At 64.0% G+C, this 22,133-nt stretch carries 23 protein-coding genes and 1 tRNA gene; 4 read left to right on the forward strand and 20 right to left on the reverse strand.

What is annotated here, in order from left to right:
* Positions 1-234 precede the first annotated feature (234 nt).
* Genes XH98_RS24875 through XH98_RS24885 form a run of 3 tightly spaced genes read right to left on the reverse strand, consistent with a single transcriptional unit; the run spans position 235 to position 3,800 of the window.
* Positions 235-1,773 (reverse strand): AMP-binding protein, encoded by a 1,539-nt coding sequence (locus tag XH98_RS24875; RefSeq protein ID WP_271620209.1) that lies wholly within the window; start codon positions 1,771-1,773, stop codon positions 235-237.
* Positions 1,774-1,829: 56 nt separating this feature from the next.
* A complete protein-coding gene (locus tag XH98_RS24880; protein ID WP_271620210.1) occupies positions 1,830-2,960 on the reverse strand; it encodes a DUF5938 domain-containing protein in 1,131 nt (376 codons plus the stop codon).
* Positions 2,961-2,996: 36 nt separating this feature from the next.
* Entirely contained in the window at positions 2,997-3,800 is an 804-nt protein-coding gene (locus XH98_RS24885; protein WP_271620211.1) for an SDR family NAD(P)-dependent oxidoreductase, read from the reverse strand.
* 276 nt (positions 3,801-4,076) lie between these two features.
* Here XH98_RS24885 and XH98_RS24890 point away from each other — a divergent pair, with 276 nt between their 5' ends.
* On the forward strand, positions 4,077-4,754 hold the full coding sequence (locus tag XH98_RS24890; RefSeq protein ID WP_271600284.1) for a TetR/AcrR family transcriptional regulator: 678 nt from the start codon (positions 4,077-4,079) through the stop codon (positions 4,752-4,754).
* 60 nt (positions 4,755-4,814) lie between these two features.
* Here the strand turns inward: XH98_RS24890 and ptsN are convergent, their stop codons facing one another.
* From ptsN to XH98_RS24930, 8 genes are all read right to left on the reverse strand, one after another.
* Positions 4,815-5,276 (reverse strand): PTS IIA-like nitrogen regulatory protein PtsN, encoded by a 462-nt coding sequence (gene ptsN / locus XH98_RS24895; protein ID WP_027528272.1) that lies wholly within the window; start codon positions 5,274-5,276, stop codon positions 4,815-4,817.
* Between the two features lie 285 nt (positions 5,277-5,561).
* Entirely contained in the window at positions 5,562-6,161 is a 600-nt protein-coding gene (gene hpf / locus XH98_RS24900) for a ribosome hibernation-promoting factor, HPF/YfiA family (protein ID WP_057752227.1), read from the reverse strand.
* 174 nt (positions 6,162-6,335) lie between these two features.
* On the reverse strand, positions 6,336-7,988 hold the full coding sequence (gene rpoN, locus XH98_RS24905; RefSeq protein WP_271600283.1) for an RNA polymerase factor sigma-54: 1,653 nt from the start codon (positions 7,986-7,988) through the stop codon (positions 6,336-6,338).
* 91 nt (positions 7,989-8,079) lie between these two features.
* Complete coding sequence (gene lptB / locus XH98_RS24910; RefSeq protein ID WP_271620212.1) at positions 8,080-9,081, reverse strand: LPS export ABC transporter ATP-binding protein; 1,002 nt, start codon at positions 9,079-9,081, stop codon at positions 8,080-8,082.
* A 233-nt stretch (positions 9,082-9,314) separates the two neighbouring features.
* The gene (locus tag XH98_RS24915; RefSeq protein WP_271600281.1) at positions 9,315-10,046 is read right to left on the reverse strand and encodes an LptA/OstA family protein; all 732 of its coding nucleotides are present in this window, start codon (positions 10,044-10,046) and stop codon (positions 9,315-9,317) included.
* Between the two features lie 5 nt (positions 10,047-10,051).
* Positions 10,052-10,777: an LPS export ABC transporter periplasmic protein LptC gene (gene lptC, locus XH98_RS24920; protein WP_271600280.1), complete on the reverse strand. Its 726-nt coding sequence runs from the start codon at positions 10,775-10,777 to the stop codon at positions 10,052-10,054.
* A gap of 185 nt (positions 10,778-10,962) precedes the next feature.
* Positions 10,963-11,577 carry a ribonuclease D gene (locus tag XH98_RS24925; protein WP_057752212.1) on the reverse strand — a complete coding sequence of 205 codons (615 nt, stop codon included), beginning with the start codon at positions 11,575-11,577 and terminating at the stop codon, positions 10,963-10,965.
* Positions 11,578-11,680: 103 nt separating this feature from the next.
* On the reverse strand, positions 11,681-13,006 hold the full coding sequence (locus XH98_RS24930; RefSeq protein ID WP_271620213.1) for a UbiA family prenyltransferase: 1,326 nt from the start codon (positions 13,004-13,006) through the stop codon (positions 11,681-11,683).
* Positions 13,007-13,264: 258 nt separating this feature from the next.
* Between XH98_RS24930 and XH98_RS24935 the strand changes: the two genes are divergently transcribed.
* Entirely contained in the window at positions 13,265-14,536 is a 1,272-nt protein-coding gene (locus tag XH98_RS24935; RefSeq protein ID WP_271620214.1) for an MFS transporter, read from the forward strand.
* A 58-nt stretch (positions 14,537-14,594) separates the two neighbouring features.
* Here XH98_RS24935 and XH98_RS24940 read toward each other — a convergent pair whose 3' ends face one another.
* The gene (locus tag XH98_RS24940) at positions 14,595-14,921 is read right to left on the reverse strand and encodes an NIPSNAP family protein (RefSeq protein WP_271600277.1); all 327 of its coding nucleotides are present in this window, start codon (positions 14,919-14,921) and stop codon (positions 14,595-14,597) included.
* 66 nt (positions 14,922-14,987) lie between these two features.
* Between XH98_RS24940 and XH98_RS24945 the strand changes: the two genes are divergently transcribed.
* Complete coding sequence (locus tag XH98_RS24945) at positions 14,988-15,995, forward strand: GlxA family transcriptional regulator (RefSeq protein WP_271620215.1); 1,008 nt, start codon at positions 14,988-14,990, stop codon at positions 15,993-15,995.
* Between the two features lie 85 nt (positions 15,996-16,080).
* Here the strand turns inward: XH98_RS24945 and XH98_RS24950 are convergent, their stop codons facing one another.
* The 5 genes from XH98_RS24950 to XH98_RS24970 form a co-directional block, all read right to left on the reverse strand.
* A complete protein-coding gene (locus XH98_RS24950) occupies positions 16,081-16,284 on the reverse strand; it encodes a hypothetical protein (protein ID WP_271600275.1) in 204 nt (67 codons plus the stop codon).
* Between the two features lie 18 nt (positions 16,285-16,302).
* Positions 16,303-16,518: a hypothetical protein gene (locus tag XH98_RS24955; RefSeq protein ID WP_271600274.1), complete on the reverse strand. Its 216-nt coding sequence runs from the start codon at positions 16,516-16,518 to the stop codon at positions 16,303-16,305.
* A gap of 374 nt (positions 16,519-16,892) precedes the next feature.
* Positions 16,893-17,186 carry a type II toxin-antitoxin system RelE/ParE family toxin gene (locus XH98_RS24960; protein WP_271600273.1) on the reverse strand — a complete coding sequence of 98 codons (294 nt, stop codon included), beginning with the start codon at positions 17,184-17,186 and terminating at the stop codon, positions 16,893-16,895.
* Positions 17,187-17,396, reverse strand: a complete 210-nt coding sequence (locus XH98_RS24965; RefSeq protein WP_271600272.1) for an addiction module protein — start codon at positions 17,394-17,396, stop codon at positions 17,187-17,189.
* A gap of 208 nt (positions 17,397-17,604) precedes the next feature.
* Positions 17,605-17,691 (reverse strand) — tRNA-Leu (locus XH98_RS24970).
* Between the two features lie 140 nt (positions 17,692-17,831).
* Between XH98_RS24970 and XH98_RS24975 the strand changes: the two genes are divergently transcribed.
* Positions 17,832-18,797: a complex I NDUFA9 subunit family protein gene (locus tag XH98_RS24975; protein WP_271600271.1), complete on the forward strand. Its 966-nt coding sequence runs from the start codon at positions 17,832-17,834 to the stop codon at positions 18,795-18,797.
* A gap of 167 nt (positions 18,798-18,964) precedes the next feature.
* On the opposite strand, the gene XH98_RS24980 is transcribed toward XH98_RS24975, so the two are convergent.
* From XH98_RS24980 to XH98_RS24990, 3 genes are all read right to left on the reverse strand, one after another.
* Positions 18,965-19,705 (reverse strand): SDR family oxidoreductase, encoded by a 741-nt coding sequence (locus XH98_RS24980; protein WP_271620216.1) that lies wholly within the window; start codon positions 19,703-19,705, stop codon positions 18,965-18,967.
* Between the two features lie 3 nt (positions 19,706-19,708).
* A complete protein-coding gene (locus tag XH98_RS24985; RefSeq protein WP_271620217.1) occupies positions 19,709-21,034 on the reverse strand; it encodes an FAD-binding oxidoreductase in 1,326 nt (441 codons plus the stop codon).
* A gap of 250 nt (positions 21,035-21,284) precedes the next feature.
* A complete protein-coding gene (locus tag XH98_RS24990; protein ID WP_271620218.1) occupies positions 21,285-22,091 on the reverse strand; it encodes an undecaprenyl-diphosphate phosphatase in 807 nt (268 codons plus the stop codon).
* Positions 22,092-22,133: the final 42 nt, after the last annotated feature.

The following is a 22,133-nucleotide window of genomic DNA, read 5'->3' on the forward strand; positions in this document are numbered from 1 at the left end:
CCTTGCGGGAGAGCATAGGCCGCCTTCGGCGGCCGTTCTTCAAGGACGCCGAGGCTTAGCCTCGGCTATTGCACGCTCGCAGAGTGTGGCGGGTGAGGGTTCTTTCCTCTTCGGGACTGTCCCGTTGCGGAGATACCCTCTCCCCAGCCCTCTCCCGCAAGCGGGAGAGGGAGCGCAGTGCCGATGCCGCCACATCGTGCGGCCGAACTCGCTTCAACTTGCACCCATCGCGCTTTAGCGGCCTGAGCGACCTGCCAGCCGTGCGCGAATATCCGGCTTCAGCACCTTGCCGACCTTGGAGCGCGGCAGATCGTCCCAGACCTCGATCTGCTTCGGTGTCTTGACGCTGCCGATGCGCTGCTTGACGAAGGCTGCCAGCGCGGTCGCATCGATGCTCTGGCCGGCGCGGGGCTGCACCACGGCGACGATGCGCTCACCCCATTTCTGGTCCGGAAGGCCGATCACGGCACAATCCTGCACCGCCTCATGCGCCCGCAGCGCGTTCTCGACCTCGATCGAATAGACATTGAACCCGCCTGTTATGATCATGTCCTTGGCGCGGTCGACGATATAGAGGTAGCCGTCGTCGTCGAGGTAGCCGATGTCGCCGGTGTGGTGCCAGCCATGCGCGGACGCCTCCGCCGTGGCGTCAGGGTTTTTGTAATAGCCTTGCATCACCAGCGAACCGCGAACCACGATCTCGCCACGCGCGCCTGATGGCAGCAGATTGCCGTCACCATCCATGATGCCGGCCTGCACCAGCGGACTGATCCGCCCGGCCGAAGCGAGCCGCTCCATCGCGATGGTGCCGTCGGCATTGTAATGCTCATCCGGTGCCATCATCGAGATCATCATCGGCGCTTCGGTCTGACCGAACAGCTGCGCCATCGGCCCGATGCGCCGGAGCGCCTCCGCAAGCCGCGTGGCCGAGATTGGCGCCGCGCCGTACCAGAAACATTGCAACGATTCGAGCCTGGCGGAGTCGAGCCCGGGATGATCGAGCAGCATGTAGATCACGGTCGGCGGCAGGAAGGTGTGCGTGACATGGTAGCGCTCGATCAAATCGAGGAATTCGGCGATGTCGGGGTGATGCATGATCACGATGCGGCCACCGAGCGCCATGATCGGAAAGCACAGCACACCGGCCGCGTGGGTCAGCGGGGCGAGCGCGAGATAGACCGGACGGCCCTTGAACGGATAACCCATCAGCGTCAGCGCCGTCATGGTCTCGATGTTGCGGCCCGACAGCATGACGCCCTTCGGCTTGCCGGTGGTGCCGCCGGTGCCGGGAATCATCGCGAGATCGTCGACCGTCTCGCGCTGGTAGGGATCGTTGGGGAGGCCGGCGAGCCAGCTGTCGAACGAGGGCGCGAAGGGCAATTCGGCATCGAGACAGACGAGCTTGCGCAGCTTCGGCAGCTCTGCACGCACTGCCGCCACCATCGGCGCAAAGCTTGAATGAAACAGCAGCAGGCTGCAGTCGAATTGGTCGAGGATAACACGGTTTTCGGCCGCCTCGTTGCGCGGATTGATCGGACACCAGACCGCGCCCGCGCGGGAAATGCCAAACACGCAGGCAAACGCGACCGGATCGTTGCCGGAGAGGATCGCAACCTTCTCGCCGGGCGCGATGCCCGACCGGTCGAGCCCGCGCGCGACGCGATAGCTGAGCTGCTGCACCTCGCGATAGCTGAGATCTCGCCCGTCCATGGTCAGGCACGGCGCATCGGCGCCGAGCGAGGCGCCTTTGTCGAGATAATCGATGAAGCGCATGGTCGCCCCCGAAGTGGCAGCGGGTGACGCGGCAAGCCGCGCCACCCGCGATTGAGCTAATCGTGCACCGTCAGAACAGGCTTGCTGACCAGACCAAAACTGCGCAATTGCCCGAGCAGCTCGTGATGGCCGAAGGCCTGGCAGCCGGAGGCGAAGCCCACGCGCTTGGGCGGCTGCTGCAGCAGGTGCGCCGCGGCGTAGGCCTGCAGCATGCCGGTCTGCTTGTAGTTGCTGTTGCCATTGATGACGCAGTGCGCGCGCCCCAGCGGGCCGGAGGCATGCACCGAATCGAGCGACTTGTTGACGCGCGGGTTCTCGCGCGGCGGCATTTTGTTCATCACGCCGGCGGCGGTCTGCGCCAACGCGGCGTAGCGGTCGTCGGGGTTCATGTCCTTGGTCGCCTCCAGCGCGGCGGCGACGATCTGCGGCACGCCCAGCATCAGTGCGCGGTTGAACACGCCGCCCAGCACCTTCACATTGGCCACGCGCGGATCGCGCTTGAACCACACGGGGTGCGAGGTGCCGCCCCAGGGCAGCGCCAGCGCCAACTCATGCTGGCCGGGGATGGCGAGGTTGGTGAGGCCGGCGTCGGGCTGGTGCTCGACATATTTGTTCTGCTCCAGGTAGTAGGCCTTGGCCATCGCGGCATTGACCAGGATGGTCTGGGTCGAGGCGATGGTCGGGCTGCCGCCCCAGAACACGGCGATATCAAGGGTGTCGAGGCCGGGCGTCTCCAGGCACAGCTGGGCTGCGATCTCGCCGGTGGTGTACATCTGTGCAATGCCAGGCGCGAGCAGCAGGCCGGCATTGGCGAACTTGGTGCCCCACTCCTGCTCGAGCGTGATCAGCCAGTCCTGCTCGCCGGTGGTGTCGGTGTAGTGGCATCGGGAAGCCCAACACGCCTGCACCACGTCGTTGCCGAACCTGGCGAAGGGACCCACGGTGTTGAGCACCACAGAGGCGCCGTTGAACAACTCCGTCAGTGCGCTCACGGTGTGCGGCACTTCGACCACCTCATAGTCGGCGGTCTCGATGCCGGCCACGTTCGCCTTCATCGCGGCGTTGAGCTTCTCGGCGCTGCGCCCCGCAGCGACGAAGGGGATGTTGTATTCGCGTAAGTATTCGCAGACCAGCCGGCCGGTGTAGCCGGACGCGCCATAGACGATCACGGGCCTCTTCGCGCTCATAGCGTTCCTCCGAAATGCTTGATGTCAGGTTCTTTGCTACATGCCCATGCCGCCATCGACCGGCAGTCCGATGCCGGTGATGAAACGGGCCTCGTTCGAGCACAGGAACACCGCGGCATTGGCGATGTCGCCGACCTCCGCGAGCTTGCCGAGAGGCGTCTGCTCCACCACCGAGCCGACCGCGGCGTTGACGTCGGGCGCAAGGCCGATCTTCACGATGTCGCTGGCCAGCTGCATGCCCATGTCGGTGGGGATCAAGCCGGGATAGATGCAGTTGACGCGCACGCCGAAACCGAGCTTGCCGGCTTCCATCGCGCCAACCCGTGTGATGCGATCGACCGCGGACTTGGTGCCGGAATAGACCGCGATGCTCGGGAAGGCGATCGTCGCCGCGACGGAGGCGATGTTGACGACCGCGCCGCCCTTGCCAGCCGGTCCGCCCGGCCGCATCGCGCGGAAGGCGTGCTTCATGCCGAGCACGGTGCCGACGATGTTGACGTCACACATCCGCCGCGCGTCCTCGGCCCTGACCTCCGAGATCAGGGACGTGATCTCGATGCCGGCATTGTTGATGAGAATGTCGTAGCCGCCGAGGGTGGCGATCGTCGCAGCAGTCGCTTTCTCCCACTGCGCATCGTCGCTGACATCGAGATGCACGAAGCCGGTCTTCACGCCGAGCCTGGCGATCTGGCCGGCGCTGTCCTTGCCGACGTCATCGAGGATGTCGCCGATCATGACCGCCGCACCGGATCGCGCCAGTGCCTCTGCAATAGCGGCTCCTATCCCGCGCGCTCCGCCGGTGACCAGGGCTTTGCGGCCATCAAGGCTCTTCTCACTCATCGCACGTCCTCCCTTTGCTTGGACTGATCTTTGGACTGATCTGCTGGACTGATCTGTTCGCTGCTGATCGGTGCGTGCTGCAATCGGCAGCACGGTGCCGGCGCGGTGCGCAACGGCATGCGAGTCCGTTCCGGCGGCGCGGCGCCGGTGGATGCGTTTCCTCCATGTGCTGGCGTCTTGACGACTGTCCAAATTCTTGGCGCGCACCCTCCTCCCGGAACTTGACACTTGTCAAGGTAAAAATTTGACAGTTGTCAAAGAGGATGGTCTGTAGGGATGACGGATCGTGGTGAGGAAGAGACCGGAGACAGCGCGACAATGGCGCGGCAAGCGACAGGAGCGGCGAAGCGTGAGGCCGTGGCGGAGGTCGTGCGGGACGACAAGTTCAACGCGCGGCGGATCGAGCTGGCGGAGGCCGCACTCGAAACCCTGGGCGAGCTCGGCTTCGCCCGCACCAGCCTGCGCGAGATCGCGCAGAACTCGGCCTTCACGCACGGCGTGTTCCACTATTATTTCAGCGACAAGCTCGACCTGATCTGCTGTTGCGTGCGCCACTACAAGGCGAAGTGCGTGACGCGCTATGACGAGGTCGTCGCGACGGCGACAAGCCGCGATGAATTGACGGAGGGGTTCCTCGCCAAGCTCGCAGCAACGCTGCAGAACGAAGCCCGGATGCACCGGCTCTGGTACGATTTGCGCTCGCAGGCGATGTTCGAGGCGGCGTTTCGCAAGGACGTGCTCGAGATCGACAAGAGTCTGGAGGCGATGATCTGGCGAATCGCCTCGCGCTATGCCGAGCTCGGCAACAAGCGGCCGGCATCGTCACCAGCCGCGCTCTATGCGCTGTTCGACGGTCTCTTCCAGGGCGCGCTGCTCAAGCACCTCGCGGGTGACAAGGCGGCGATTGCTGAACTGCTCGACGAAGTCCGGCGCCTGCTGCCGACGGTGTGCTGAGGCGTTTGCGCCTCGTGGCGAGAGAGCAGACACACTCTCTCAGTCGGCAATGGTGAAAGATTACGCCGCGCTCGCCGGCGGCAGGGCCAGCACCGAATAGATCGCCTGGGCGTCGCGCGAGGCGCGGAGCTTCTTGGCGATGTCCTGGTCGCGGAGCAGGCGGGCAATGCGGGCGAGCGCCTTGAGGTGATCGGCGCCGGCGCCTTCGGGCGCGAGCAGCAGGAAGACGAGATCGACCGGCTGGCCGTCCATCGCCTCGAAATCGATCGGGCGATCGAGCCGGGCGAACAGGCCAAAGATCTTCTCGAGCTTGGGCAGCTTGCCGTGCGGAATGGCGACGCCATAGCCCACCGCGGTGGTGCCGAGCTTCTCGCGCTGGAGCAGCACCTCGAACACCGAGCGCTCGTTTTGTCCGGTCAGCTCGGCTGCCTTGGCCGCGAGCTCCTGGAGCGCCTGCTTCTTGCTGTTGACCTTCAATGCCGGGAGAATCGCCTCGGGTGCGACCAGATCGGTAATCGGCATGGAAGTGTTCCGAGGTGAATTAAACCGTCAGGTTCCGAATTGGCCGTCTCGCTAGAAGCGAGCCCGACCGGCGTCAAGAAGGTCAAGCAGAAGGGGGACTTAGCCCCAGTCTTGATGTGGGGCGCTTCTACTCCAACGCAATCCCGGTGCCAACTGCTGCGTGCGGCTTTGTCCCGGTCATTGTTAAGACCTGTGGTTGATACGGGGGGTGCCCTTTCGGGAGCGGATTCTTGTTTTGACGCGTTTTCTTACCGCCAACCGGCTTCCACTTCGCTCGAAAACGCTTTAGCCGCCGGATTTGGCACCCGGCGGGTCGATCCAGCCGACATTGCCGTCGGCCCGGCGGTAGATGATGTTCACCCGGCCCGAGGAGCCATGCTGGAATACCAGGCAGGGCGCCCCGCTGAGGTCGAGTTCCATGACGGCTTCGCTGACCGACATCTGCTTCAGCGAGGTCGTGGCCTCGGCGATGATCACCGGGCTGTAGCCGGTGACTTCCTCATCATCGTCCCCCTCGCCGGGGGCCTCGAGCACATAGGCGGTGGCGTCGAGCGCGGCCAGCGCCGCGGAGGCGACATGGGCCTTGCGGGCTGAACGGTCCTTGAGCCGGCTCTTGTAGCGCTTGAGGCGCTTCTCGATCATGATCAGGGCCTGGTCGGCACTGGCATAGGCGTCCGGCGCGTTCGAATCCGCTTCCAGCGTAATTCCCGAATCGAGATGCAGCGCGCAGTCGGTGCGGAAGCCGAAGCCATCCTTGCTGAGCGTGATGTGGCCGGAATAATTGCCGTCGAAATATTTACGCAGGACCTCTTCAGTCCGGTCAGTGACGCGGCCGCGAAGGGCCTCACCGACACTAACGCTCTTGCCCGAAATCCGAAGAGTCATGTGATGCCTCGCTTGGTTCAATTGGCTAAGATGCGATGACGCGTCATCGCATCTTAGGTCATTTCCCTGCGCATGATCTTGTCGGAAAACCGCCGGACACCTTTCCGGATCATGCGCCTGCTTGGATCGGTCGCGAATGGGGGAAGAGAGTAGCGCGATTTCGCGCCAGCGCAATCAGGCCGGTTCGGTGTTGCGGGAGCGATCGGACATTGCGGTGGAAAGGACGTTACCAAGAGCGCTCTGCTTGTCGCGGCGGCGTTGCACCGAGGACGGAATGCGCATGGCTTCGCGGTACTTCGCGACCGTGCGGCGGGCAATATCAATGCCCGAGGCGCGCAAGCGTTCCACGATGGTATCATCCGACAGGATCGCCGTCGGCGCTTCCGAATCGATCAGCTGCTTGATGTGGTGACGCACCGCTTCGGCCGAATGCGCCTCACCGCCGTCGGCCGAGGCGATCGAGGCCGTGAAGAAATATTTCAACTCGAATGTGCCGCGATTTGTCGCCATGTATTTGTTGGCGGTGACGCGCGACACCGTGGATTCGTGCATCTGGATGGCGTCGGCAACGGCCTTCAGATTCAGCGGCCGCAGATGCGCGACACCATGGGTGAAGAAGCCGTCCTGCTGGCGCACGATCTCGGTGGCGACTTTCAGGATGGTGCGGGCGCGCTGGTCGAGCGCGCGCACCAGCCAGGTCGCATTCTGCAGCGCGTCCGTGAAATACGACTTGTCGCCGTCCTTGCCGATCTTCTTCGACAGCTCGGAGTAATAGGTCTGGTTGACCAGCACGCGCGGCAGAGTGTCGCTGTTGAGCTCGACATGCCAGCCGCCATCAGGACCCGGCCGGACATAGACATCTGGCACCATGGTCTGGAGCCGCGCCGACCCGAACTTCATGCCGGGCTTGGGATTGAGCCGCCTGATCTCGCCGATCATGTCGGCGATGTCCTCGTCGTCGACGCCGCAGAGCTTGCGCAAGGATGCGATGTCGCGCTTGGCGAGGAGATCGAGATGCTCGACGAGGGCCTGCATCGCCGGATCGTAGCGGTCGAGCTCGCGGAGCTGGATCGCGAGGCACTCGCTCAAGGACCGTGCACAGACGCCGGGTGGATCGAATTTTTGCAGCACGGCAAGAACGTCCTCGACGTCCTCTTGCGTTGCGCCGAGCCGCTCGGCCGCACCGCCAAGATCGGGCGGCAGATAACCGGCTTCGTCGACGAGGTCGATCAGGTATTGGCCGATCATGCGCTGCGCCGCGCCGGTGAAGGCGACCGAGAGCTGCTCGGCGAGATGGTCCGACAGCGTTGTCTCGGCCGCGACAAAAGCTTCGAGATTGTAGTCTTCGTCACCCGAGGCGCCGCCGCCCCATTCGGTGTAGGTGGTCGGCGCGGCGTCCTGGGCGTTGCGCGCGGCCGCCTCGGCCGGCTCCTCGGAGAAGACGTTGTCCAGGCCCGTGTCGAGGGTCTGCTCGATCTCGGCGCGGGAGCCGAGATCCTTGCTCATCCATTCTTCCTGGCCCGGCTCGAAGGCCTCGCCGCTGCCGCCAAAGCCATCGTCGGCGCCAAGACCCTCACCAGGACCGTCCCCGTGGCTGCCCGAATCGTCGTCACCATGGCTGTCGCTGAACTGGGCGGTCTCGGCCGGTGCTTCGCCGCCGCCCTCGTCATTGGCCCGTTCCAGCAGAGGGTTACGCTCGAGTTCCTCCTCCACGAAGGTGGTGAGATCGAGATTGGACAATTGCAGCAGCTTGATCGCCTGCATCAGCTGCGGCGTCATGACCAGCGACTGCGATTGCCGGAACTCTAATCTCTGCGTAAGCGCCATGAAGCAAGAACCGTTCCCAAAAAATTGGTCCGATTTTTGCTTATCCTAGTCCGAGCCCGATGTACACGTCTTGACGAAACGCAAAAACGGGCTAGAGGCGGAATTCCTCGCCAAGGTAAAGGCGGCGGACATCCGGATCCGCGACGATCTCGTCCGGGCTCCCCTCTGTCAAGATCTCACCGGCATAGACGATATAAGCGCGATCGGTCAGGCCGAGCGTCTCGCGCACATTGTGGTCGGTGATCAGGACGCCGATGCCGCGATTGGTGAGGTGGCGGACGAGGTCCTGAATGTCGCCGACCGCAATCGGATCGATGCCCGCGAAGGGCTCGTCAAGCAGCATGTAGTTGGGACGCGTCGCCAGCGCGCGCGCGATCTCGACGCGGCGGCGCTCACCGCCCGACAGCGCAATCGAAGGCGATTTCCGCAGGCGCGTGATGTTGAATTCGTCGAGCAGCGAGTCGAGCTGCTGCTCGCGCTTCTTGCGCGAAGGCTCGACCACTTCGAGCACGGCGCGGATGTTCTGCTCGACGGTGAGGCCGCGGAAGATCGAGGCTTCCTGCGGCAGATAGCCGATGCCGAGCCGCGCGCGCTGATACATCGGCAGCTGGGTGACATCGTGGCCGTCGAGCTCGATCGCGCCGCGATCGGCCTTGATCAGGCCTGTTATCATGTAGAACACGGTGGTCTTGCCGGCGCCGTTCGGACCGAGCAAACCGACCGCTTCGCCGCGGCGCACATAGATGCTGACGCCGCGCACGACCTGGCGGCTGCCGAAACTCTTTTCCACGCTATGCACAGCCAGGAAGCCCGGCCGCCGCAACAGCTGCGGCGCGCCTGCGCCATTCGCCCTGGAACTGGATCTGGCCTGGGGAGGCGGCGCCGCCGCCGGTCGTGGCCGCGGCGGAGCCTCGACCCCATAGGGATCCGCGGCCTGCATCGGCTGGTCACGGGCGATCGGCGGCGCATCCCTGACAGGGCTCGGTATGAGCCCGCCGACACTGTCACCGAGCGCGGTGATGTCCTGACGGGCAAATCCTGGCCGGCCGCGCTTGGCGGGGCGCCGTCGGAACATGCTGAAAAGATCGACCATCCCCGCCTTCTAGCCTTTCACGACAATCTTGCACGACGATCGTGCGTGATCTCGCGATCTGCTGCGCCGGCCCCAGCGATTCGCCAGCGCAGCATGAGTGAAGGGATGTCTCATGCCCAGTGAAACACGCCCGAAAAGCGGCGAACCCCGCTTCGAAAGCCCTGCGCGCTAGATACAATCTTGTCGGGCCGGCTTCAACCTGGCGACCCCGAATTATTATATAACCTATTGATTTACTTTGGCTTACTCGGAATGAGCGACGGTATCGCCGGGCCGGAGCCAGGCGTTGCGGGCGTCCCGCATTTGCCATTGCCGCCGCCCTGGGACTGGATGAACAGGCCCTGCACCTTGCCGCTGTCGGATTCCACCCGGGAGACGCCGGTGGTCATGTCGACCATGAGACGGTCGCCGCGCAGCACGTTCTGGCACTGGGTCAGCACCACCTGGCCCGCAGACCCGCCCAGCATGGTGATGAGGTTGGTCTTGGTGTCGAACACGGCGGTCTCGCCTGTCACCACCTGATCCTTCTGGGTGACGACGACATTGCCGCGCGCTTCCAGCCGCTTGATCGAGGAGGCGCCACCCGGCCCCGGTGTCGACGCCTGCATCGGCGGCGCCGCCTTCGCGCCCTTGGCAGGCGCTGCCTGCGGGGCGGGCTGCTTGTCACTGTTCGATTCGTAGAACACCACCAGCGTCTTCGAGGTCATGGTGGTGTCGCCCTGCACGACCTTCACATTGCTCTTCGCGTCGCCGGAGAAGGTTGCCTCCTTCTTCTTGTCGCGCATCTCGAGCGAGGCGGCCTCGATCTGGATCGGCTGATCGCGGTTCTGCGAAAAGCCCTGCATCGCGTTCGGCACGCCTTGCATCGTGCTCTGCGCGACCGCTGCGCCAGTCGCGATGATCAGCGCAGCCGCTGCGATGATGGCGCGGCGCTTGACGTCATTGCGCGGGAAAACATGAGCCATGAAAATCACTTTGAATTCGAATTCGCAGACTTGTTCTTCTTCGCCGGCGGCGGCGCGGGCTGCGCAACCGGCGCGGGAGCTGCATCATCCGTGCTGATCTTGTCCAGATGCATCACCACATTGCCTTCGAAACGGATGACATCGCCGCCCTCGGTGATGCGCAGTTTGTCGGCGGTCAGCGTGCCGTTGGTCAATTTGACGTCGACATGTTCGTCCGAGGAGACCGTGCCCTTGTTCATGTCGACGAAGGCCGAATTCAGCCGCGCCTCGTAGCCGGTCGAGGTGCGCACGAAGACGTCCTTGTGCAAATCGAGCTGCTGCTGCTTGTTGTCGAAGCGGCCGGTGCGGGCATCGAGGAACACGGTCGACTGGTCCTCCATCAACACTTTCGCGCGCAGATCGTTGAGGTCGACATGATCGGGGTCGGTGATGTCCTGCGTCGCCGTCTTGGCCCACAGCTCGTAGGGCCGCTGGTCCGGCGTGAAGCCTGAGAGGTGCGGCGATTCCATCGTGATCTTGGTGCCCGTGACCACGAGGTTTCCAGAATCGAGCTTGATGGGGATCTGGAAGGGATTGAGCAAGGTCGAGACCAGGACAATTGCAGCCAGGGACGCAGCCACCGTCACCGGGACTGCGATGCGCAGAATCCGCACCAGACGGCTGTGGCGCGCCGCACTGGCAAACTTCGCCGCAAGCGCAGCGTCGTAGGTGGGAAACTGGGCCGAATTCACCGCTGCTCCGGGTGTCGCTCGCCTTGTCCGGTTCAAGGCCGCGCCATTGTACCCGCGACCGCTGGAATATGCAGCCCGCGACAAACCGGTACGAAAGTGTCCGAAACGAGGCGGCAGCCCTGGTCCGCTTGCTGTCATTCCGGGGCGATGCGAAGCATCGAACCCGGAATGACGTCGAAACGATCTCAGGAATGCGCAAAAATGTCCTCTTCCTCCCAGCCCTGGAGGTCGAGCAAAGCGCGGGTCGGCAGGAAGTCGAAACAGGCTTTTGCCAGCGCCGTGCGGCCCTCCCGGACCAACATGGCGTCCAGCCGCTCGCGTAAGGCATGCAGATGCAGCACGTCGGAGGCGGCATAGGCCAGCTGCGGCTCGCTCAGGCTGTCGGAACCCCAATCGCTGGACTGCTGCTGCTTGGAGAGGTCGACATTGAGCACCTCGCGGACGAGGTCCTTGAGGCCGTGGCGGTCGGTATAGGTGCGGGTCAGGCGGGAGGCGATCTTGGTGCAGTAGATCGGCCCGGTCATCACACCGAAGGTCTGGTACAGCACCGCGACGTCGAACCGGGCGAAATGAAAGATCTTGGTGATGGCGGGATTGGCCAGCAGCGCCTTCAAATTCGGCGCATCGGTGTGGCCCTTGGGGATCTGCACCACGTCGGCGCTGCCGTCGCCCGGCGAGAGCTGGACCACGCAGAGCCTGTCGCGGTGCGGGTTGAGCCCCATGGTCTCGGTGTCGATCGCCACCGCGCCGGTGTAGCGGGAGAGGTCAGGCAGGTCACCGCGATGCAGGCGTACGGTCATGGCGTTTCAAACCCTCAAATCGAATCGGTCGCTCGGCAGCATAGGCTAATCGGATGGTCCGCGATTTAGCCATTAGGGACAGGCGGCGCAAGCCGCGGTTGGCTCAGATCGCCGCCAGCATGATGCAGACCATCGCCGCCACGGTGGTGCGGCTGGCGCCGTCGCGGAAGGCGTAGATGATGGGGTCATCAGGCATCTCGCGGCGATGCGCGATCATCAGGGCCCGCCCGAACCAGTAGAGCAGCAGCGGCGCGAGCAGCCACAGCATCCAGGGCCGGCTGTAGAGCGGTGTCACCGCCGAGGACGAGACGTAGAGCGCAAACACCGTCACCGCATTCATCGCGCTCGCCGCCGCCATCGCGGCGATGATGTGGAGGTCGCTGATGCGGTAGTCGCGGTTGGACGGATCGGCGAGGCCCTCGCCCTGGCGCATGCTGAGCTCGCTGAAACGCTTGATCAGCGCCAGCGAGGTGAACACGAACAGCGAAAACACCATCAGCCATTCCGACAGCACCACGCCGGCGGCGACCGCGCCGGCGACGATGCGCAGGCAATAGAGGCCGGCAAGCGTGACGACGTCGACCAGCATCTTGCGCTTGAGCACCAGCGAATAGGCGATGGTGGTGACGAGATAGGCGACCAGCACGCCGAGGAAGGTCCAGGAAATGCAGAGGCTGGCACCGAAGGCGAACAGCCACAGCACGGGGATCGCCGGCAGCGCCGACGAGATCGGCAAGTCCCCCGCGGCCAGCGCGCGGTGGCGCTTGGTCGGATGCTGGCGATCGGCGGCGAGGTCGAGCAGATCGTTCATCAGATAGGCGCCCGAGGCGCAGGCCGAGAACGCCAGGAACGCCAGCAGCGTGGTGCCGAGCGTTGCGACATTGACCTGATGCGCGGTGAGAACGGGCACGAACACCAGCGTGTTCTTGGCGTATTGATAGAGCCGCAGCGCCTTCGCCCAGGTGCGAAGACTGGCGCGATCACGATTGACATGGTCGATGCGTTCGATCGCGGCGGGATCGAACGGCAGATTGCCGCCGGCCGCAAGGTCGGCTGGGGTCACGACGCCGTCGAAGCCGAGATGCGCCGAGATGCCGGCCGCCTGGTCGGCAAAGCGCTCCGCGACCAGATAGATCTTCGCGCCCCGCGCCCGCGCCGCCAGTGCCCGGTTCAGCACCTCGGCATCATAGGGCAGGTGGGCGTAGTCGATCCTGGCGCGCGCCAGAACCTCCGTGAGGACAGCCATGCCCGGACGTCCGCCCGCGCCGAAACGGGCCAGCATGCGGGCGGGGGCTGAGAACAGCGCCTCCATCAGCAATTCCGAACGCAGCAGGGCGCCTTCGAGATCGATGACGAGAGTACGGGCCGGCGCCGGCCTCGCCTGCGGCGCGGCCTCACTCGGATCGTACTGCGAGGCGGGTTGCTCCATCCGAAAACGCTCTGACTTGCCGCGACACGGCCGGCCCCAAGGGCTGGCGGGAAGCGGGAAAAGGACGGCCGCGAGCCTAGGCGGCATTGGCTAAGGGCGGCTTAACCCTTCCGGCAAAGGGGACCCCGAGGCCAGCTGTTGCAGGGATCCCACAATCCGGCGCGGGCTGGATATACCAGCCGAAGCCCAGGTCCGAGCCGGTGGTAATCGGCGGCGCCCACCCTATCTGAGCCCGGTTTCTCACACGCATCAGGTGCCATGACAGACCAGACGCTCGCCGCGCCGATCGACGATCAGCAGGAACGCCAGCGCGGCTTTACGCGCTACCAATCGCTTCTCGTGGCGCTGCTCGCCTTCGCGCAGTTCACGATCATTCTCGACTTCATCATCATGTCGCCGCTCGGCGCCATCATGATGCCCTCGCTCAACATCACGGCCGGGCAATTCGGCGTCGCGGTGTCGGCCTACGCGTTCAGCGCCGGCCTTTCAGGCATTTTGGCCGCCGGCTTTGCCGATCGCTTCGACCGCAAGCGGCTGCTGCTGTTCTTCTACACCGGGTTCACGCTCGGAACCCTACTGTGCGCGCTGGCGCAGAATTATCATGTGCTGCTGCTCGGCCGCATCGTCACCGGCCTGTTCGGCGGCGTGATCGGCTCGATCGTGCTCGCCATCGTCACCGATTTGTTCGCACTGCATTTGCGCGGCCGCGTGATGGGGTTCGTGCAGACGGCGTTCGCCGCGAGCCAGGTGCTCGGCGTTCCCGCCGGCCTGTTCCTGGCCAATCACTGGAGCTGGCATGTCTGCTTCTTTGCGATCGTCGGCCTGTCGATCCTGTCGATCGCCGTCATCGCCTTTGCCATGGAGCCGGTCGATGCGCATCTGAAGCTGAAGCAGGACCGGAACCCGTTCCACCATCTGGTCGCGACGGTCAGTGAGCCGCGCTACACGCTGGCCTTCGCGGTCACGACCTTGCTGGCGACGGGCGGCTACATGCTGATGCCGTATTCCAGCGCCTTCACCGTGAACAATATCGGCATCGACATCGTGCATCTGCCGACGATCTATCTGGTTTCCGGCCTGTTCAGCATCGTCACCGGACCGCTGGTCGGCCGCGCGGCCGACAGCTTCGGCAAATATCCGACCTTCGTGTTCGGCTGCGCGATGACCATCGCTATGGTGCTGATCTACACCCATCTCGGCCACGTCTCGCTGGTAACCGCGATCGCCGTCAACGTGCTGCTGTTCGTCGGCATCTTCTCGCGCATGATCCCGTCGCAGGCGCTGATCTCGGCGATCCCCGATCAAAGCCAGCGCGGCGCGTTCAGCGCAATCAGCGCCTCGCTGCAGCAGCTTTCCGGCGGCCTCGGCTCGGTGCTCGCGGCCGCGATCATCTCGCAGCAAGCCGACGGCTCGCTGCTGCATTTCGAGCGGATCGGCTACGTCGTCGTCACGACGACTGTTATCACGCTGGTGGCGATGTATTTCGTGCAGAAGGGGGTGGCGGAGAAGGCAGGGAAGCGGGTGGTGTGAGGGCGCCTGGCAGCGGTGGAGACGCTACGAGCGGCGCCTCCACCTCTTGAGGCCTCTCTTATTGCAGGGCTGAGAAGCTTGTCGGGCTCATGAAAGAGTTCGTGATATTCGCGAGAATTGGCCCGTCGACCTCCGAGGCAGCGGCGACCTCCTGCCATTCGCGGTCCGCTACGAAGGCACCCCAGAGACGCTCCCGCTCCGCGAGCGAGTCCCAGACCAGGATGTAGACCAGCTCAAGGTGTGACGGTCCGACCGTGGTCCGCCAAAAGCCAAGCTGGCGAATGCCGAGCCGCTCCCAAATCTTCAGTGTGCGCGTTTCAAAACGCGTCAGCAGCGCCGGCATCCGGCCCGGCAGGGCGTGGTAGGTGCGCAATTCGTAGATCATCTCTCATCCTCGCCTGGTTTAAGCCTATCTGCGTTACGCCCGTTGCGACTGGCATATTTGCCAAACTTGTCGTATTTCCTGCCAATGCTCACACCGGCCCCGGCACGCCCTCGGCATATTGTCTTTCTGATCTTTGAGCGCTTCCAAGTGCTCGATCTCGCCGGCCCGATGCAGGTGTTCCTTTCGGCGAGCGAACATGCGCGAGACGCCGCAACAGGGCTGCCAATCGATTACCGCGTCTCCGTCGTGTCGTCCGGTCCCACCAGGGTACAGGGCTCCTTGTCACTGGCGATCAATGCCGAGCCTTTGCCGTCCGCGTTGATGCCCGGAACGACGGTTATGGTGGTTGGAGGAAAGGGCGTTGAAGCGGCGTCGCAGGATCTTGTTCTGATCGACTGGTTGCGGAGCCACGCAGACGAGGCGGAGCGGATCTGCTCCGTTTGCAACGGTGCAATCGTGCTCGCCCGGGCCGGGTTGCTTGCGGGCAAGCGAGCGACAACGCATTGGGTCGATTGTGACAAGCTCCAACGGAACTTCCGCGATGTCACGGTCGACCGCGATGCCATCTATGTGCGCGACGGCAAAATCTGGAGTTCCGCAGGCGTCAGCGCCGGCATTGACCTCGCCCTCGCGCTCGTCGCCGATGACCACGGCGAAGCAGCGGCCGCAGTCACGGCCAAGTGGATGGTGCTTTACGTCAAGCGACCAGGCAGCCAGTCGCAATTCAGCGAATTCATCGAAACCATCGACCATGAGAAGGCGGGCGCTTTTGCGGAGCTTCACCAGTGGATCCTGCGCAATATCCGCCGCGACCTCAGCGTTCCCAGGCTTGCGGCTCAGGCGGGCATGAGCGAGCGAACATTCGCGCGCAAATATCGTAGGTTGATCGGTGTGCCGCCCGCCGAGACGGTCAAACGGCTTCGTGCCGATACGGCGCGTCACCATCTTCGGACCTCGACTTTGCCGCTCAAGACGGTTGCGGACAGGTGCGGCTTCGGGTCGGTCGAGCAGATGAATCGGGTCCATCTGAAATTCTACGGTCTGACCTCGCGTACATTACGTGACATCGGATAGCCGATCCTTAAAGCGCGATGAGATTGGGTTGAATCGTCATCGCGCTCTAGAACGGCCATGCGCGTAGATCGCTGGCGCTCGCATTTCAGGTCCGGTGGCAGCCGGGGCTATCTGACGTCAGCGTTCCGTCCGGCCGCATCAGGGCCGTGTCCGGATTGCACAGGAGCGAAGGTTGCATGACCTTGTCCATGATCTGACGCCCGGCTTGCTGAAAAATTTCCTTTAGCATTCCTCCGGACACGACGGTCAGATCGGCGTCGGTCAGCTCCTGACAGGATGGTTGGGTCATTTTCCTTCTCCCTCGACTTCACTGGGGCTTGCCGTGCCACTGCACACCGCCGTCCGAAGAAACCGACCAAACACCGTTCACACCGCCAAGGCTGCCCGGCCACGTAACAGCCATACCGCCGTTGCTTTTCGTTCCCCAGGCGATAGATCCGGTATGTCCTGACGTGCCGAAACTACCGGATCCTCCCGCAACGTCGTCGAGCCGGTCGAGGGACAGTTCATCGATGTTCGACATTGCGCACATGGTCTTCTCTCCATCCGAAGGTCATCCCGCCCATCGGGTTGATGCCGCACCTTGCCTCAGAGCCGGTCGTTCCGACCGTGAGTAGGATCACGCAGCACATGGAGCAGGAGCTTGTTGCTGGAGCAGGCGGACTTCTGATCACCGCCAGCATGTTGAACGCGCGTCCGGCACGTTGGCTCAACAGCCGTTTGGCCCAACTTCGCGAGTGGGGGCCTCATGACGGTTTTCGTTCCGGCAGAATCGTCGGTCTGAAAGGATCACGACAAGGGTTTTGATAATTATTGAAGCATACGGGATCCTATGGCCTCACGCCGCGGCGCGTAGGGAAGCGGATGATGTGAGGGCGCCTGGCAGCGGTGGAGACGCTACGAGCGGCGCTTCCAGGTCAGGGGATCGCGGCTCGTGTGGAACACCGCGATGATATAGATGGTATCTTGCGTTTCACGATACACCACAATGTAGGGGAAACGTCGAAGCAAAGCGCGGCGAGCGTTCTTGGAGGCCAGCGGAAATTGCTTGGGATTCTCCCCGACTTTAATCAGCGCTGCACGCAAGGCGTCCCGAAATTGCGGCACCACGTGCGGAGCGTGAGTGTCGTACCAGCGGACAGCTTCGAGGAGGTCGGCTCGTGCCGCCCGCGTAAAAAGGACCTTGGCCACTTATCGTGACCGGCGATCGAGCTCGGCCTCAATATCTTCCCACGGAATCGCTTCGCGGCGGTCCGCATCAAAAGTCGCCAGCCGACGGTCAAGTTCGGCCTCCTGCGCGGGGGTCAACCGCACATCGGTCGCAGAGAGGCTGTCCCAGAGCTCGCCGATGAGGTCGAGCCGCTCCTTGGGAGTCAAGCGACTGATGTCGAGCGTTGCCATCGTCTCCAACCCCTTTGGCCAACGAAATCACGATCCTCACGGATCCGTCGAGACCAATATTGCTATCGCCGCGGCAAATGGAAAGAGGGGCGGCTAACAAGCGCAAATGGACTCTTGGATTGATCCGCAACATTGTTGCGCATCAGGCGCTTTGGCCCGACCGACGGAGCCCCACTGCCGGCCTTGGGACTGCGCCCCAAGGGACTAATGGTGCCCAGGAAAGGACTCGAACCTTCACGGCCGTTAAGCCACTGGCACCTGAAGCCAGCGCGTCTACCAATTCCACCACCTGGGCATGCCGTTTGGGGCACGGAGGCGGTTACTACGGTTCGGTGACGCCGTTGTCAATTCATGGTTCTGGATGCCGATTGCGCATCGCACACCGCCCCGGTAGAAGCCTGATATCGCGCAATCTTCCTGCAGGAATGGACCTCCATGGCATCGAATCTGGAAACTCTCGTCACGGTTTTCGGCGGATCGGGGTTTTTGGGCCGGAATGTGGTTCGGGCGCTATGCCGGCGGGATTACCGGATCCGGGTTGCGGTGCGGCGGCCGGAACTCGCCGGATACCTGCAGCCCTCGGGCAAGGTCGGCCAGGTCCACACCATCCAGGCGAACCTGCGCTACCCCGCCTCGGTCGAGGCGGCGGTGCGTGATTCGCATGTCGTGATCAACCTGGTCGGCATCCTCACCGAGGGCGGCGCCCAGACCTTCGACGCCGTCCAGGCCAAGGGCGCCGAGACCGTCGCCAAGGCGGCGGCCGCGGCGGGCGCCGACCTGATCCATGTCTCGGCGATCGGCGCGGATATTGATTCGCCCTCGCGCTATGCCAAGGCCAAGGCCGCCGGCGAAGCCGCGGTGAGCGCGGCGGTGCCGTCGGCCACGATCTTCCGCCCCTCCGTGATGTTCGGCCCCGAGGACCAGTTCACCAACCGCTTCGCGGCCCTGGCGCGGCTGTCGCCGCTGCTACCGCTGATCGGCGGGAGCACGCGGATGCAGCCGGTTTATGTCGGCGATGTCGCTACCGCGATCGCGGATGCCGTCGACGGCAAGGCCAAGGCGGGCGCAACGTACGAGCTCGGCGGGCCCGAGGTGCTGACGATGCGCGAGATCATCGAGACCATTCTCGCGATCACCGACCGCGAGCGCACGCTGGTGCCGCTGTCGTTCGGCCTCGCCCGCCTCGAGGCCGCCCTCCTGCAATTCGCCCCGGGCGCGTTCAAGCTGACGCCGGACCAGGTCACGCTGCTCGAGCACGACAATGTCGTGTCGGACGCGGCGAAGGCCGCCGGCCTGACGCTGGAAGGGCTCGGCATCACCCCCGATTCGCTGGAAGCGATCGCCCCGCAATATCTCTGGCGCTTCCGCCCGCAAGGGCAGTTCCAGCGCATGGGCGTGTGAGTTGGTACACCTCTCCCGCTTGCGGGAGAGGTCGCCGCGTAGCGGCGGGTGAGGGCTCTGTCCTCTTGGGTAAATCTTTTTGAGGAGACACCCTCTCCCCAACCCTCCCCCGCAAGCGGGGAGGGAGCGCACCGATCACGCAGCGAAGACTGGTGCGCTACACAAGCTTAAAACTTCAGCTTCTTGAACACCGCCTCCGGCAGCATCTTGATGATCAGCATCACGAGGCGCCAGATGCCGCTGACATAGACGACGTCGGTCTTCTTCTCGACGGCGCGGAGGATTGCATCGCCGACGACGGACGCTTCGACCGTGAGCGGGCCGATCAACTTCATGCCTTCAGTCATTTTGGTCCGGACGAAGCCCGGCTTCACGGTGACGACATGCACGCCGCCGCGGCTGGCGCGGGCGCGCAGGCCTGAGAGGAAGGCGGAGAAGCCTGCTTTCGCCGAGCCGTAGACATAGTTCGAGGCGCGGCCGCGATCACCGGCCACGGACGACACGCCGACAATGGTGCCGTTGGCGCGGCCTAAAAACTTCTCCGCGAACAGGCCGAGGATCAGCGACGGTCCCTCATAATTGGAGCGCATGATGGTGGTGGCGTGGGCGAGGTCGCTCTCGGCCTTTTGCTGCACACCCAGCAATCCGACGATCGAGATCACGACGTCGGGCAAGACGGGAAGGCCGGCGACAAAGCCGTCAAAAGATGCGGTGTCGAGCACATCGAAGACCTGCGTGCTCGCTTCGATATCGTAGCGCGCGCGCAGATCGGCGGCGTCAGGCTCGAGCGCTGTGGCATCGCGACCTGCGAGCGCGACATCGTAGCCGGCCTTGGCGAAGGCGCGCGCGGCGGCGCGGCCGATATCGGAGGAGCCACCAAGCACCAGAACTGACTTGCGTGACGTCACGGCTTAAACCTCATCGAGCAGGCGTTGTGACAATTTCGAGCGGATGTTGCCGGCCGGATCGAGCGATTTGCGGATCGCCTTGAAGCGCTGAAACGCCGGATAGCCGGCCTCGAACGTCGCGCGCGACTGGCGCGCGTCCTTTGCGAGGTAGAGCCGGCCGCCGGCGGCGACGACCAGGCGGTCGATCTCGTCGAGGAAATCCAGGATGTCGCCGTTCACCGGGAAATCCAGCGCCAGCGTGTAGCCGGGCAGCGGAAACGACAGCAGCCCGTCGCCATGACCGAGCTTCTTCAGCACCGCGAGGAACGACGCATCGCCGCGCCTTGCAACGCGATCCAGGATGTCGCCGAGCACCTGGCGCGCGGCAGCTTCGGGGATCACGCATTGATGCTGGAGGAAGCCGCGCCGTCCATAGATGCGATTCCAGTCGCTGAGACTGTCGAGCGGGAAGAAATACGGATAGAGCGAGACCACATGATCGCCACCGGCGCGGCGCGCGCCCATGCGGTAATAGAGCTCGTTGAAGGCACTGACGCTGTAGCGATTGAGCGTGACCGACGGCAGGTCGAGCGGCACCGCGAGCGCCGGCGGTTTGCCGACGGGAAACACCACGGCGCCTTCGGCCAGCTCGTCCCGGCCGGCATGCTCCCCGAGATAGATCAAGGAGCGGCCAAGGTTGCGCCCGCGCGCCACGCAATCGATCCACGCCACCGAATAGGTCGCGGAATCGCCGGCCTCGAGCGCGCGCATGGCAGCATCGAGATCGGACGCGGAGATCACCCGCTCCCGAATCCAGCCTGTTACGACCGGGCGAAGCCGCATCGTCGCTTCGAGGATCACGCCGGTGAGGCCCATGCCGCCGACGGTTGCGAAGAAGGCATCGGAATTCTGCTCGCGCGAGGCTTCGATGGTCTCGCCGGAACCGGTGCGCAGCAGGATGCTGTCGACGTAGCGGCCGAAACCGCCCTCGCAATGATGGTTCTTGCCATGCACGTCGGCCGCGATCGCGCCGCCGACCGAGACGAAGCGCGTGCCCGGCACCACTGATGGCAGGAAGCCGCGTGGGCCGAAGGTGTCGATCAGGTCGGACAGCAGCACGCCGGCTTCAACGCGAATGCGGCCGGTCGCGGGATCGAACGACCTCACCCGGTCGAACGCCGTCATGGTGATGGTTCTGGCGGCGCCGATCGCGGCATCGCCATAGGCGCGGCCATTGCCCCTCGCTACCGAGCCGGCAACGACAGCCTCCCCCACAGCCTCGAACGACCGCGGCCGCAGCATTTCGCTATCGACGACCGGGAAGCGCCCCCAGCCGCTGACTGTCGTCATCGCACAGCTCCGCCTGCGGGCCATCCCGCACCAGGAACTGCCTAGCGGTCAAAAGCTGATATTGGGTTGAGGCTTGTCGGCGAGTTTTCAAAGGTTAACGGCGTAGCGCCGTTCGCGTAGCCCGGACGGAGCCGACGGGTCGGCGCGACGCGCCGCCCGATGACAGGCTCCGCGCAATCCGGGGCAGCAGCGCTTGTGGCACGATCCCGGATTACGCTTGCGCTCCATCCGGGCTACAGGACCACAAGATTTAACGCCCCAGCGCCAGTGCGATCAGGCCGAGCGTGCCGACGATGACGCGCCACCATGCGAACACCACGAAGCCGTGGCGGGTGACGTATTCCAGGAAACTCTTCACCACGATGATCGCGGTGATGAACGACACCACGAAACCGATCGCGACGATGCCCATATGGTCCATCGTCATCTCGGAGCGGTTCTTGTAGAAATCGTAGGCAAAGGCGCCGATCATGGTGGGGATGGCGAGGAAGAACGAGAACTCCGCCGCCGCCCGCTTGTCGGCGCCAAGTAGCATCGCCGCGACGATGCTGGCGCCGGAGCGCGACACGCCCGGGATCATCGCGACGCACTGCGCGATGCCGATATAGAGATACATCAGCAGCGGAAATTTGGTGGCGTCATGCTCGCCCGGCTTGAGATCGAGCCGGTCGACCCAGAGCAGGATGGCGCCGCCGACGATCAGCGTGAAGCACACGACCCAGGGATTGAACAGCACGCTCTTGATGTATTTGCCGGCGACGAGGCCGACGACGACAGCGGGCAGGAACGCCACCAGCACGCCGATCACGAACCGTCGCGCATAGGCATCGCCCGTGAACATGCCGATTGCGACGTCCCACAGCTTCTTGAAATAGAGCCCGACGATCGCGAGGATCGCGCCCAGCTGGATCAGAACCGTAAACGAATCCCAGAACGCGCCCTCGCCGAGGCCGAAGAAGCGTTCGGCCAACAGCAGATGGCCGGTCGAGGACACGGGAAGGAACTCGGTTACACCCTCGATGATGCCGAGGATCACTGCCCGTATTGCATCTGACATATTTACGGTCCATTTCCGCTGGAAAAGCGGGGCTCTTCTCGC

Source organism: Bradyrhizobium sp. CCBAU 51745, from assembly GCF_028128715.1.
GTDB lineage: Bacteria > Pseudomonadota > Alphaproteobacteria > Rhizobiales > Xanthobacteraceae > Bradyrhizobium > Bradyrhizobium manausense.